The sequence below is a fragment of the Stenotrophomonas sp. YJH_SMC_73 genome (assembly GCF_059370155.1).
On the sequence record NZ_JCAFTJ010000001.1, the window covers coordinates 689,272 to 702,784 of the forward strand.

Consider the following 13,513-nt stretch of genomic DNA (forward strand, 5'->3'; position numbering starts at 1 on the left):
CTGGCCATTGCTCACGAACCGCTGCTCAGAACCACATGCGTACGCCGGCCACCCAGCGTGTGTCGCGCGCGTGGTCACCGGCATAGTCGGCGGTGTCGCCAAACGTGCGCTCGTGGCTGATGCCGATGTATGGCGCAAAACGGCGGCTGAACTCATAGCGCAGGCGTAGCCCGGCTTCGACCTTGTTCAGTCCGCGACCAATGCCGTACTCCGGTTCATCCTTGGCCGCGATGGTGGCTTCCAGCAGCGGCTGCAGGATCAGGCGGTTGGTCAGCAGCACGTCGTACTCGACCTCGGCCTTGGCCAGCACCTGGCCGCCGGAACCCATATACAGCGTGGCCGAGCTCTCGAACTTGTACGGTGCCAGCCCCTGGATGCCGATGGCCGCCCACGTGCGCGAGTCGGCCGGGCGGAAGTCCTGGCGCACGCCGACCAGCACGTCCCACCACGGCGACACGCTGCGGCCATACAGTGCTTCCAGCGACGATGACTCGGTGCGGCCGCGGCTGCGTTCGCCATCGGTGCGCAGCCACAGGCGGTTGATGTTGCCACCGATCCAGCCGGTGGCCTCCCAGGCCTGGCCATTGCTGCTCTTGCCGTCCCAATGTTCGAGGCGGTCGATCAGCAGCAGGCTGTTGATCTCCGGCGCATGCTCCATCGCACCGTGCGCGATCGGTGGGAATGCGGCAGCGCGGTCGGCATCGGTCGGCACCGGGATGGGGGCGCGCGGTTCGGTGGGCGCGGGCGTGGCATGGCCCATTGCCCCGTGGTCCATCTGCGAATGGTCCATCGCCGCCGGTTGCATCGCGCCATGGTCCACCTTCGAGTGATCCATGCCGGCATGATCTGTGGCGCCCGAATCCATCTTCGAATGTTCCATCTTCGAATGATCGGCCTGTTCGGCCGGCGCGTTGGCGGTCTTTGCGGGCGGATCCATCGCGGCCATGTCATGCCCGGCGTGCGACTGCGCGAACACCGGCAATGCGGCGGCCAGGCCCAGGGCCAGCAGGCTGGGGGAAAGCAGTGAGCGGCTCATTCTTCGATCCTCACTTCGCGCATCATGCCCGCTTCCATGTGGTACAGCAGATGGCAGTGGTAGGCCCAGCGGCCGAGCGCATCGGCGCGCACGCGGTAGCTGCGGCGGGTGCCGGGCGGCATGTCGATGGTGTGCTTGCGCACCTGGAATTCCTCCTGCGCGTTCTCCAGATCGCTCCACACGCCATGCAGGTGGATCGGGTGCTGCATCATGGTGTCGTTGACCAGCACGATGCGCATGCGCTCGCCGTAGTTCAGCCGCAGCGGTTCGGCGCTGGCGAACGGAATGCCATCGAACGACCAGGAGAATTTCTCCATGTGCCCGGTCAGGTGCAGTTCGATCTCACGGCTGGGCTCGCGGCCATCGGGGTCCTCGAACAGGCTGCGCATCGCGCCATAGGTCAGCACCTGGCGGCCGTTGTCGCGCAGGCCGATGCCGGGGTCGTCCAGCTTCGGTTCGGTCGCCGAGCTCTGCATGTCCACCAGCGGGTTGTTGCGCTCGCTGGGCGGGTGCTTTGGCGCCTTGCTGGCGGCATCACCGCCGCCATGCGCACCGTGGCCCATGCTGGCGCCGCAGCCGCCTTCCATGCCCTTCATCGCGGTCATGTCGTGGCCGCCGTGGCCACCACTGCCCATGTCGTGGCCCATGTCGCTCATCGTCAGCAACGGGCGCGGGTCGCGCTCGGGAATCGGCGCCTGCAGGCCATGGCGCACCGCCAGCGTGCCGGCAGCGTGGCCGGTGCGGCCCATGTCCTGGCAGAAGATCGTGTAGGCATCCTGGCCGCTCGGTTCCACCAGCACATCGTAGGTCTCGGCCGGCGCGATGCGGAATTCATCGATGCTGACCGGGTGGATGTACTGGCCATCGGCGGCGACCACGGTCATCTTCAGGCCGGGAATGCGCACATCGAAGTAGGTCATCGAGGCGCCATTGATGAAACGCAGCAGCACCTTCTCGCCGCTGCGGAACAGCCCTGTCCAGTTGCCGGCCGGGGCGGTGCCGTTCATCAGGTAGGTGTAGGTGTGGGCGTTGATGTCGGAGATGTCGGTCGGCGTCATCCGCATCCGCCCCCACATGCCACGGTCGGACAGCGCGGCTGACCAGCCCCCGCGCTTCACGTCACGCAGGAAGTCGGGCAGGGTGCGCTTGTAGTAGTTGTCATGCTCGGCGAGCTTCTTCATGCGCCGGAACAGCGCACCCGGATCCATGTCGGTCCAGTCGGACAGCATGATCACGTGCTCGCGGTCGTGCCTGTACGGCGCCGGTTCGGCCGGATCGATGATCAGCGCGCCGTACAGGCCGGCCTGCTCCTGGAACATCGAGTGGCTGTGGTACCAGTAGGTACCCGACTGCTTCAGCTGGAAGTGGTAGTGGTAGGTCTCGCCGGGGCCGATGCCGTTGAAGCTCAGGCCGGGCACGCCGTCCATGTTGGCCGGCAGCAGGATGCCGTGCCAGTGGATCGAGGTCGGGTGGCGTTCCAGCGTGTTGCGCACGAACAGGTCCACGGTCTGGCCTTCGCGCCAGCGCAGGATCGGCGCCGGCAGCGATCCATTGACGGTGATCGCCGGGCGGGTGCGGCCGGTGAAGTTGGCCAGTGATTCGCCGATGGCCAGTTCGATGCGGGTGTCGCTGAGCACGGCTGGGGCGCCGGCCAGGCGCGGGGTGGCCGTGGCGGCGGCGAGCGCGCGCTGTGGTACGCCGACGGCGGCGATGCCGGCAACCACGCCGCCGGCGGCCAGGCCCTGCACGAACAGGCGGCGCGACGGCATGGGCACGGCGCCCGGACCGGGGGGAATGCGGGTATTCATGGTGGTGACTCCAGACACGTAAAGGCGCCGGCAGGTGGCCGGCTACGGTGCGCAGGGCGCACGGTGCATGTGGAATCAGCCGATGGGAGGGCGTGAGATCGGCGGCAGCGGCGGCGCCGGACGGCCGGTGGCCGGCATCGGCTGTGGTGCCAGCGACAACGCCGGGCCGGCCATGAACGGCAACGGCTGCACCACCAGCAACGGGTGCTGGGCACAGCTGCGCACGCAGTCCTTGATCTGGCAGTGGGCGTCGTGGGCGGGGGCCTTGGCCTGCGGGGCCGGGTCGGCCTGCATGCCGGCGTGGTGGCAGTCGGCGTCACCGCCAGCTGCGGCGGCCGCGACGGCGTGTGCCATCCGCCCCATTTCTTCATGACCGCTGGCCATGGCCGCGTTCAGCCCGTTGAGCAACAGGCTGAGCATGAGCACGACACGAAGCAGGGTCGAAGCCAGGGACATGGCGCTAATCTAGCCGCAAGCGGGCGCGGATGCACTTCCGGCTGAATGGCCGGTTCAAGGTTGGAGCTGCACCAAGGTGGAGCCGGGCCCGCGCTCGGCTGCTGTTCGCGCAGGGGCAGCCGAGCGTGGGCTCGGCTCTACAGGGGCGCCCGCGCGCCGTTGGGACCATGCCCGGCGGCCGCGCAGCGCGGCAACGCGATACCGTCAGCCCTCTTCGCGCACGATCTCGACCAGGCGCGGGCCGTAACGGCTCAGCTTGGTGCCGCCGATGCCGCCGACCCGTGCCAGTGCATCCAGGCTGGTCGGGCGCTGTTCGGCGATGTTGCGCAGGGTGCTGTCGTGGAAGATCACGAACGCCGGCACGTTCTGTTCGCGGGCCAGTTCGGCACGCAGGCCGCGCAGGGCGTTGAACAGCGCCAGATCCTGCGGCAGTACCGACAGCCCGGTACGCTGCGCACTGCGCTCGCGCCCGCTGGTGCTGCTGGCCGGGTCGCGGCGCATGCTGATCTGTCGGCGGCCGGTCAGTACGTCGCGGCTGGCGTCGGTCAGGCGCAGGCCGCCGTGGCCCTCGCTGTCCACTTCCAGCAGGCTGGCGGCGACCAGTTGGCGGAACACGCTGCGCCAGGTGCGCGCATCCAGATCGCGACCGATCGCATAGGTGCTGAGCTTGTCGTGGCCCTGCTGCTTCACCTTCTCGTTCTCGCTGCCACGCAGGATGTCGATCAGGTGGCCGACGCCGAAGCGCTGGCCGCTGCGGTAGACGCAGCTCAGCGCCTTCTGTGCCGGAATGGTCGCGTCCCACGAGGCCGGCGGTGTCAGGCAGTTGTCGCAGTTGCCGCAGGGCTGGGGGTAGGTCTCGCCGAAACCGGCCAGCAGCACCTGGCGGCGGCACTGCATGGATTCGCAGTAGCCCAGCAGATGGTCGAGCTTGGCCCGCTCCAGCTGCTTGCGCTCTTCGCCGGCCTCGGACTGCTCGATCATCTGCTTGAGCAGCACCACGTCGCCCAGGCCGTAGCACAGCCAGGCCTCGGCGGCCTCGCCATCGCGACCGGCGCGGCCGGTTTCCTGGTAGTAGCCTTCCATCGACTTGGGCAGGTCGGTATGCGCGACAAAGCGCACGTCCGGCTTGTCGATGCCCATGCCGAAGGCGATGGTGGCGCACATCACGATGCCGTCCTCGCGCAGGAAGCGGCGCTGGTTGTTCGCGCGCACGTCCGGCGGCAGGCCGGCGTGGTAGGGCAGGGCGTTGAAGCCCTGGCCGCAGAGGAATTCAGCGGTCTCCTCGACCTTGCGCCGCGACATGCAGTAGACGATGCCGGCCTCGCCGCGGTGGCTGCGCAGGAAGTCGGTCAGCTGCTTGCGGGCGTTGTCCTTCTGCACCACGGTGTAGCGGATGTTGGGGCGGTCGAAGGAGCTGACGAAGTGGCGTGCTTCCTGCAGATCCAGGCGCTCGGCGATCTCGCGCTGGGTTGGCGGATCGGCGGTGGCGGTCAGCGCGATCCTCGGGATCTGCGGCCAGCGCTCGTGCAGCACGGTCAGCTGGCGGTATTCCGGGCGGAAGTCGTGGCCCCACTGCGACACGCAGTGTGCTTCGTCGATGGCGAACAGGGCGATCTGGCTGCGCGACAGCAGCGACAGGAAGCGACCGGTCAGCAGCCGCTCGGGAGCGACATAGAGCATGTCCAGCTCACCGGCGAGCAGTTCGCGCTCGACGCGGCCGGCAGTCTCGGCATCCAGGGTGGAATTCAGGTACTCGGCGCGCACGCCGAGCTGGCGCAGGGCTTCGACCTGGTCCTGCATCAGCGCGATCAGCGGCGAGATGACGATGCCGCAACCGTCACGCAGCAGGGCCGGGACCTGGTAGCACAGCGATTTGCCGCCGCCGGTGGGCATCAGCACCAGGGCATCGTGACCGGCAGCCACATGCTCCACGATGTCCTGCTGCGGACCACGGAAATCGTCGTAACCAAAGACGCGTTGGAGCAGGTCGTGCGCGGGACGGGAAGCCATCCGGTTAGTTTACCCCGGAGGGAGGGGTAGGGGTTCGGCAGGGCTGCGCCCTGCACCTGCTGCAAGCCAGTGCAACGTCAAAGGCAACAGCCGGCTCTGGGCTGTCTGCTTATTGGGCGGGGCGGTGTGGGCTTGCAGGACACGCCGTAAACCCGTCCTTGGGGGCTCGATGGCGCCATCCATGGCGCCAACGGTCCTGCAAGCCCACACCGCCCCACCCCCGACAGTTTCCCGGTGACGGGGGCCAGATCAATCCACGCCATGCGTGGATGAAAACTGTCAGAACTCGACAAACAAAATGGGGTCGGATCCGTTTTCCGTCGGAAAACGGATCCGACCCCAATGGCTTTGCCGGCAGATCGCGGAGAACTGCCGAAGGCGGGGTGGGTCCGGTGGCAGGGGTGTCCGCGGCATGGATGCCGCGGCCAAGCCCCCAAGGACGGGTTTACGGCGTCCCCTGCCACCGGCCCCATCCCGCCTACCCACAGGAGGCCAGCTTTTGCTCTGGCTCTGGCCTTGGCTTTAAGGCCTCTGCGGGTGCAGGGCGCAGCCCTGCCGGGCCCCCCAACTCTTACTGCAGCAGCGAGCGCAGCATCCAGGCGTACTTCTCGTGGGTCTGCAGCCGCTGGGTCATCAGATCCTCGGTCGGGGCGTCGTCTCCCTTGGCCGCCACCTCCAGCACTTCACGTGCCGTACGGCAGACTGCTTCGTTGGCGACCACCAACTGGCGTACCATTTCACGCCAGTCCGCGCTGTCGGTCAGGCCCGGTTCCTCGGCGATCGAGGTCAGCGCAGCGAATTCCCGGTAGGAGCCCGGGGCATTGAAGCCCAGCGCGCGGATGCGCTCGGCCACGTCGTCCAGTGCCGCCCACTGCTCGGTGTACTGCGTCTCGAACATGGTGTGCAGCGAGTTGAACATCGACCCGGTCACGTTCCAGTGGAAGTTGTGCGTCTTCAGGTAGAGCGTGAACGCATCGGCCTGGAAGCGCGACAGACCGTCGGCGATCTTCTTGCGGTCGCCCTGGGTGATCCCGATATCGATGTTCGGCGCCGACGGTGCCGCCGCTGCAAGCTTCTGCTTGCCGGTCTTGGCCTTGGTCGTGCTCTTGGTCTTCGCCATGGGGTTCCTCCTTGTGGAATCGTTGGCCTTCACAATAAACCGGTCGTGATGACTGGTCGCTATCAAAGTTTTGAACGAACCGATTGATGAACTCTATCGATAAAAATCCATCGTCCCGCCTGCGCCAACAGCGCGCCGCCATCGACGGCGCCATGAGCCGCGACCGGGGCCGTTTGCTGGGGATGCTCTCGCGTTGCCAGGCCAAGCCACAGGATGCGGCGTTGGCCGCTACCTTCGAGCAGGCCTTGCAGGCGTCGGTGCAGCGCCGGCAGGTCCGGGCGCAGCAGCAGCCGTCCATTACTCTGGACCCGCAGCTGCCGATTGCGCGTGAAGCCGACGCCATCATCGGGCTGATCCGCGACCATCAGGTGGTGGTGATCGCTGGTGAAACCGGCTCGGGCAAGACCACCCAGCTGCCGAAACTGTGCCTGGCCGCAGGCCGTGGCCAGGCCGGCATGATCGGTTGCACCCAGCCGCGACGGATTGCCGCACGTGCGGTGGCAAGCCGCGTGGCGCAGGAACTGCAGAGCGAACTGGGCCAGCTGGTCGGCTACCAGGTGCGCTTCAACGACAAGGTCAGCGACGACAGCCGCATCAAGTTCATGACCGACGGCATCCTGCTGGCGGAGATCGCCAGTGACCGCTGGTTGTCGAACTACGACACGATCATCGTCGACGAGGCGCACGAACGCAGCCTCAACATCGATTTCCTGCTGGGCTACCTGAAGCAGCTGCTGCGCAAGCGCCCGGACCTGAAACTGATCGTCACCTCGGCCACCATCGATACCGAACGCTTCGCCCAGCATTTCGACAATGCGCCGGTGATCAGCGTCGAAGGCCGCACCTACCCGGTGGAAGTGCGCTATCGCGCGCTGGAAGGCGAGGGCGAAGACCAGGGCGAACGCACCGTCAACGACGCCATCGTGTCGGCCATCGACGAGATCACCCGCCTGGATGCGCGCGGCGACGTGCTGATCTTCCTGCCGGGCGAACGCGAGATCCGCGATGCGCACCAGTCGCTGGAGCGCCGCAAGTACCGCAACACCGAGGTGCTGCCGCTCTATGCGCGGCTGTCCAACCAGGACCAGGACCGGGTGTTCAATCCCGGGCCGAACCGGCGCATCGTGCTGGCCACCAACGTCGCGGAGACCTCGCTGACGGTGCCGCGCATCCGCTACGTGGTCGATCCGGGCTTTGCCCGCGTCAAGCGCTACAGTCCGCGCAACAAGCTGGACCGCCTGCACATCGAGCCGATCTCGCAGGCCAGTGCCAACCAGCGCAAGGGCCGCTGCGGCCGTATCGCCGAGGGCATCTGTTACCGCCTGTACGCCGAAGCCGATTTCCAGGCGCGGCCGGAGTTCACCGATCCGGAAATCCGCCGCTCCAGCCTGGCCGGGGTGATCCTGCGCATGCTGCAGCTGGGCCTGGGCCGCATCGAGGAGTTTCCGTTCCTGGAAGCGCCGGACGAGCGTGCGGTGGCCGATGGCTGGCAGCAGCTGACCGAACTGGGTGCGATCGACGCCGAGCGGCGCATGACCACCATCGGCAAGCAGATGGCACGCCTGCCGGTGGACGTGAAGCTGGCGCGCATGCTGGTCGCCGCGCAGGCCGCCGGCTGCCTGCGGCCGATGCTGGTGATCGCCTCGTTCCTGGGCATCCAGGACCCGCGCGAACGTCCGCCCGAAGCACGCGGTGCCGCCGACAGCGCGCATGCGCAGTTCGCCGATGGTCGTTCCGAGTTCGTTGGCGTGCTGCGCCTGTGGGATGCCTACCGGCAGGCCCATGAAGACCTGACCCAGTCCAAGCTGCGCGACTGGTGCGGCCGTCATTTCCTCGGCTTCCTGCGCATGCGCGAGTGGCGCGAGCTGCACCGCCAGCTGCGGCTGCTGTGCGAGGAACTGGGCTGGAAGGAAGAGGCCAGCGAGGCGTCGATGGCGCCGTTGCTGGCCGGCAGCAGTGCGCCGGCGGCAGCGCGTGATGATGCCGCCGCAGTGAAGGCCACCCGTGGCCAGCTGCACCGCGCTGCACGCCTGGCCCGCGAAGGCAAGGCCGAAGCGGCGCCGACGCCGGTGGCCGTACGTGCACAGAAGGAGCAGGCACCGGCGGGCGGCGGCTTCAGCGAACGCGTGCGCGCGGCTGCCTACCAGACCCTGCACCGGGCGTTGGTGGCGGGCCTGCCGACGCAGATCGGGCACCGCACCGAGAAGGGCGATTTCCAGGCGCCACGCCAGCGCCGTTTCCTGCCGTTCCCCGGTTCGGCGCTGTCCAAGCGCCCGCCGCCGTGGTTGCTGGTGGCCAACCTGCTGGACACGCAGAAGGTCTGGGGCATGACCCTGGCCGCGATCGAGCCGGACTGGGTCATCGCCGAACTGCCGCACCTGCTGCTGCGCAAGCACTTCGACCCGCACTGGTCGCGCGCGCAGGGCCAGGTGCTGGCCTCCGAGCAGATCAGCCTGTTCGGCCTGGTGCTGGCACCGAAGAAGCCGGTGCACTACGGCCGCATCGCACCGGGCGAGGCGCACGACATCTTCGTGCGCCAGGCGCTGGTGACCGGCGAGATCAACACCCGCGCCAGCTTCGTGGCCGACAACCAGAAAGTGCTGGAGGTCGCCCGCGAGGAGGAAGCGAAGCTGCGCCGCGCCGGCATCGTGGCCGACGAGGACTGGCAGGCGCGCTGGTACCTGGACCGGGTGCCGCCGCAGATCCATTCGGCCGCAGGGCTGGATACCTGGTGGAAGGGGCTGGCGCCGGAACAGCGCAAGACCCTGCACTGGTCACTGGTCGACCTGTTGCCGGGTGAGGGCAGCGAACAGGAGCGCTACCCGAAGTACCTGCCACTGGGCCAGGCGCGCCTGCCACTGCACTACCGCTTCGAGCCGGGTGCCGATGATGACGGCGTGACCCTGGACGTGCCGCTGCACCTGCTCAACGCGCTGGACCCGGTGCAGCTGGGCTGGCTGGCGCCTGGCTTCGTCGCCGACAAGGCTTCGGCACTCATCCGCAGCCTGCCCAAGGCGATGCGCCGCAACTACGTGCCGGCGCCGGACTTCGGTCGTGCGTTCTTCGAGGCATTCCCGCAGCCCAGCGCCGATGCCATCACTGGCGAACTGGCGCGCTTTTTGTCACGTGCCACCGGCGCGACGGTGACGGCGCTCGATTTCGAACCCGCTTCGATCGAACCGCACCTGCACATGAACCTGCGCCTGCGCGACGAGCACGGCAAGGTGCTGGCGACCTCGCGGGATCTGGATGCGTTGCGCGCGAAATTCGGCGGCCGTGCCGGCGATGCCTTCGCTGCACGGGCGGGGCGCGAGATGGCGGCCGATGGCCTGCGCACGTTCCCGGCCGCGCCGATTCCGCTGCAGGTGCCCGGTGAAGCCGGCGTTCCGGCCTATCCGGCGCTGCTGGACGAGGGCGACAGCGTGGCGCTGCGCATCTTCGCCGATCGCCAGCAGGCGCAGGAGGCCCACCCGCTGGGTGTGCGCCGGCTGCTGGAGATTGCCCTGGCCGAGAAGGTCAAGCAGGCGCGCAAGCAGCTGCCGGTGGGTGCCAAGACCGGCCTGCTGTATGCCGCGATCGAATCGCAGGAACGCCTGCGTGGAGACCTGGTGGATGCGGCGATGAACGCGGTGCTGGCCGAAGGCCTGGAAGACATCCGCGATGCGGCAGCCTTCGAGCAACGCCGCGAGCATGCGGCCAAGGCCCTGTTCGGCGAGGCGATGTCGCGGCTGAAACTGGCCGAGTCCATCCTGGCGCTGGTGGCGGAACTGAAGCCGTTGCTGGAGGCGCCGTTGATGGGCTGGGCGCGTGGCAACCTGGACGACATGGAAGCGCAGCTGGCCGGGCTGATCCACCCCGGCTTCCTGCGCGACACGCCGGCCGACGCGCTGGCGCAGTACCCGCGCTACCTGAAGGCGATGATCCTGCGCACCGAGCGTGCCAAGCGTGATCCGCCGCGTGACCAGGCGCGCATGCTGGAATTGCACCCGTTCCTGGAGGCGCTGGAAGCGGGCGAGCAGCAGGGCCTGCGTGATCGCCCGCAATGGCAGGCGCTGCGTTGGGATCTGGAAGAGCTGCGGGTGTCGTTGTTCGCGCAGGAGCTGGGGGCACGCACCGGCATTTCGGCGAAGAAGCTGGCGCAGCGGGTGGCTGCACTTCGCCAGGCGTGAACGCGCGCCATGGTCGCCCCATCGGGCGACCATGGCCGCCGGGCATGGATCCGGCACGGCCGGAATGCCCGGGCGTTACTTGGTGCGACGAACCTTCGGTTGCACGTTCACCCCGTCCACCTTCATGTACCAGGCGCCCATCACGCCTGGGCGCATGCTGACGTTCGGCGCTTCCTTGCGGCCACCGGAATAGTGCGTGGCGTCTATCTGCTCCCACTCCTGGCCGTTCTGCAGCACGTAGCGGCGGCCCTGGCCGAAGCCACGGAATTCGCCCTGCAGGGTGCTTTCGATCGGTTCGCTGCTGCCGAAGTCCAGGAAGCCGCGGTTCTTCTTGATCACTTCCTGGCGGCCTTCTTCGCGCGCTGCGGCGACGGCCTGGGTGGTGGCCGCCTCGACCTTGCCCTGCAGCCAGCGGTTGAGCGTGGCCAGTTCAGCGGCGCTGAGCTTGTCCAGGCCGGCGGCCTTGAACTCGGTGGGCGACATCTGCTGCTGCAGGTCGCCCTCCACCACGCGCTGGGCCAGCGCAGGCGCGGACAGGGACAGCAACACGGCGGCACAGGCCAGCAGCCGTGGACGGACGCGCAGGGCAATCGAAGGCATGGCGGGTCTCTCCTGGATGTGTTGGCGAGTGTAGCGGCATGTCTTCATGCCGGGTGATGGTGGCCGCAGTGATTGTCCCTGAACGACGCCGGCGCTAGTGTAGGGGCCTCTGTCTTGCCTGCTCGATGCTGTGAACCGCGCTTCCGTCCCTGGCCTGGATGCCTTGTTGAACCGTCCCTCGGCAGCGGTGCTGCCTGCTCCGCTGCGCCAGGCCCTGCGCGAGCATTGGGAAGCGCCGGATTGCGACCACCAGATGCGTGCCACATGGTCGGTGCTGGGCGATACCCTCGATGCGCTGGCGATGCTCTCGGCCGACGAAGGCGCGGTGGTGGCAGCATTGCTGTTCGACCTGCCGGGCCTGCGTGCCAGCCTGGACCAGCTGCCGCTGGGCAACCACCAGGCGGCGGTGATCGGCCTGCTCGACGGCCAGGATGCCGCCGACCCGGTGTGGGCGCTGCACGCCGGCCGTGAGGCCGGACGCAACAGCGAGGGCCTGCGCCGGCTGCTGCTGGCGATCATCCGCGACCTGCGCGTGGTGCCGATCCTGCTGGCGCGCCAGCTCGCGAGGATGCGCGCGGCCGACAAGCTGGACGACGAGCAACGCCGCGCGCTGGCCCAGCTGACCCGCGACATCCACGCGCCCCTGGCCAACCGCCTGGGCATCTGGCAGCTGAAGTGGGAGCTGGAGGACCTGGCGTTCCGCCACCTGGAACCGGAAACCTACCGCCGCATCGCCCGCGAGGTGGACGAAACCCGCATCGCCCGCGAGCGTTACGTCGAGAACGTCAAGAAGGTGCTGTCGCGCGAGCTGGTCGCCCAGGGCATCAAGGCCGAAGTCAGCGGCCGCCCGAAGCACATCTACAGCATCTGGCGGAAGATGCAGAAGAAGCGGCTGGCCTTCGACCAGCTGTATGACATCCGTGCGGTGCGCGTAATGGTCGACGACGTCGCCGCCTGCTACGCCGCGCTGGGCGTGGTGCACGCGCTGTGGGCGCCGGTACCAAGCGAGTTCGATGATTACATCGCACGCCCGAAGGCCAACGACTATCGCTCGCTGCATACCGCCGTGGTCGGCCCGGAAGGGCGCACCATCGAAGTGCAGATCCGTACCCATGAAATGCACTCGCAGGCCGAGCTGGGCGTGGCCGCGCACTGGAAGTACAAGGAAGGCGGCAAGGGCGCGGAGAAGTCCTTCGATCGCAAGATCACCTGGATGCGCCAGCTGCTGGAGCAGGCGCAGGACGGGCAGGGCAATGAACTGGCCGGGGCGCTCGATGCCGAGCTGACCGAGGACCGGGTCTATGCGCTGAGCCCGAAGGACGAGGTGCTGGACCTGCCGCAGGGCGCTACGCCGCTCGATTTCGCCTACCAGGTGCACACCATGGTCGGGCATCGCTGCCGCGGCGCCAAGGTCAACGGCCGTATCGTGCCGCTGACCTATCGCCTGCGCAGCGGCGACCGCGTCGAGATCCTGACCGGCAAGGAGGCCGACCCGCGCCGCGACTGGCTGATGCCGGCCAATGGCTTCCTGGCCAGCAACCGCTCGCGCGAGAAGGTGCGCAGCTGGTTCCACAAGCTGGACCGCGCGCGCAACGTGCAGGCCGGTCGCGAGCTGCTCGAGCGCGAGCTGAAGCGGCTGGGCCTGCAGCACTCGGACCTGGCCGTCGCGGCGAAGAAATTCCATGCCGACAGCGTCGATGACCTGTACATCCAGGTGGCGCTGGGCGATACCGGCCCGAACCAGGTCAGCCGGACGTTGCTGGAGGCGGAACGTGCCGCCAGCCAGCCCGCGCCCGCGCCGACCCTGCCGCGGCCGACCGCGCGCCGCGAGAACCTGGGCAAGTCCAAGTTCACCGTGCAGGGCGTGGGCAACCTGCTGGTGCAGCTGGCACGCTGCTGCCAGCCGGTGGCCGGCGAGCCGATCGTCGGCTACCTGACCCGTAGCCGTGGTGTCACTGTGCATCGTGCAGACTGTGCCGCGCTGGCCCGGCTGGCCGCCGCCAGCCCGCAGCGCATCCTGCCGGTGGAGTGGGGCCAGGCCGGTGGCGGCTACGAAGTGGACGTGGTGGTCGACGCGGTCGACCGCCGCTGGCTGCTGAAGGACATCACCAACCTGATCGCCCAGGAAGACGCTTACGTGCTCGACATCCACAGTGACAACGTGCGCAACAGTGGCCGTGCCCATCTGCGGCTGCGGCTGAAGGTCAGCGACTACGGGCAGTTGTCGACGCTGCTGGGCAAGCTTGATGCGCTGCCGGGCGTGAGCGAGGCACGTCGCCTCGGCTGAGCTTCACGCTGCCCCGGCTACCCTGCA

8 protein-coding genes are annotated in these 13,513 nt (G+C 68.1%); 2 read left to right on the forward strand and 6 right to left on the reverse strand.

Annotated features, from left to right (window positions below; all coding sequences use genetic code 11):
- Positions 1 to 25: 25 nt before the first annotated feature.
- The 5 genes from AC5P8R_RS03110 to AC5P8R_RS03130 form a co-directional block, all read right to left on the reverse strand.
- The gene (locus AC5P8R_RS03110) at positions 26 to 1,036 is read right to left on the reverse strand and encodes a copper resistance protein B (RefSeq protein WP_495222979.1); all 1,011 of its coding nucleotides are present in this window, start codon (positions 1,034 to 1,036) and stop codon (positions 26 to 28) included.
- Positions 1,033 to 2,844 carry a copper resistance system multicopper oxidase gene (locus AC5P8R_RS03115; RefSeq protein WP_227864318.1) on the reverse strand — a complete coding sequence of 604 codons (1,812 nt, stop codon included), beginning with the start codon at positions 2,842 to 2,844 and terminating at the stop codon, positions 1,033 to 1,035. Before AC5P8R_RS03115 ends, AC5P8R_RS03110 begins: the two co-directional genes overlap by 4 nt.
- A gap of 75 nt (positions 2,845 to 2,919) precedes the next feature.
- Positions 2,920 to 3,300 (reverse strand): CopL family metal-binding regulatory protein, encoded by a 381-nt coding sequence (locus tag AC5P8R_RS03120; protein WP_014648107.1) that lies wholly within the window; start codon positions 3,298 to 3,300, stop codon positions 2,920 to 2,922.
- 204 nt (positions 3,301 to 3,504) lie between these two features.
- On the reverse strand, positions 3,505 to 5,310 hold the full coding sequence (gene recQ, locus AC5P8R_RS03125; RefSeq protein ID WP_032958973.1) for a DNA helicase RecQ: 1,806 nt from the start codon (positions 5,308 to 5,310) through the stop codon (positions 3,505 to 3,507).
- Positions 5,311 to 5,881: 571 nt separating this feature from the next.
- Positions 5,882 to 6,430, reverse strand: a complete 549-nt coding sequence (locus AC5P8R_RS03130; protein WP_005410730.1) for a Dps family protein — start codon at positions 6,428 to 6,430, stop codon at positions 5,882 to 5,884.
- Positions 6,431 to 6,516: 86 nt separating this feature from the next.
- Here AC5P8R_RS03130 and hrpA point away from each other — a divergent pair, with 86 nt between their 5' ends.
- A complete protein-coding gene (gene hrpA / locus AC5P8R_RS03135) occupies positions 6,517 to 10,599 on the forward strand; it encodes an ATP-dependent RNA helicase HrpA (RefSeq protein WP_049440316.1) in 4,083 nt (1,360 codons plus the stop codon).
- 75 nt (positions 10,600 to 10,674) lie between these two features.
- On the opposite strand, the gene AC5P8R_RS03140 is transcribed toward hrpA, so the two are convergent.
- Entirely contained in the window at positions 10,675 to 11,199 is a 525-nt protein-coding gene (locus AC5P8R_RS03140) for a hypothetical protein (protein WP_014648104.1), read from the reverse strand.
- Between the two features lie 130 nt (positions 11,200 to 11,329).
- Between AC5P8R_RS03140 and AC5P8R_RS03145 the strand changes: the two genes are divergently transcribed.
- Positions 11,330 to 13,486: a RelA/SpoT family protein gene (locus AC5P8R_RS03145; RefSeq protein WP_142235268.1), complete on the forward strand. Its 2,157-nt coding sequence runs from the start codon at positions 11,330 to 11,332 to the stop codon at positions 13,484 to 13,486.
- Positions 13,487 to 13,513 lie beyond the last annotated feature (27 nt).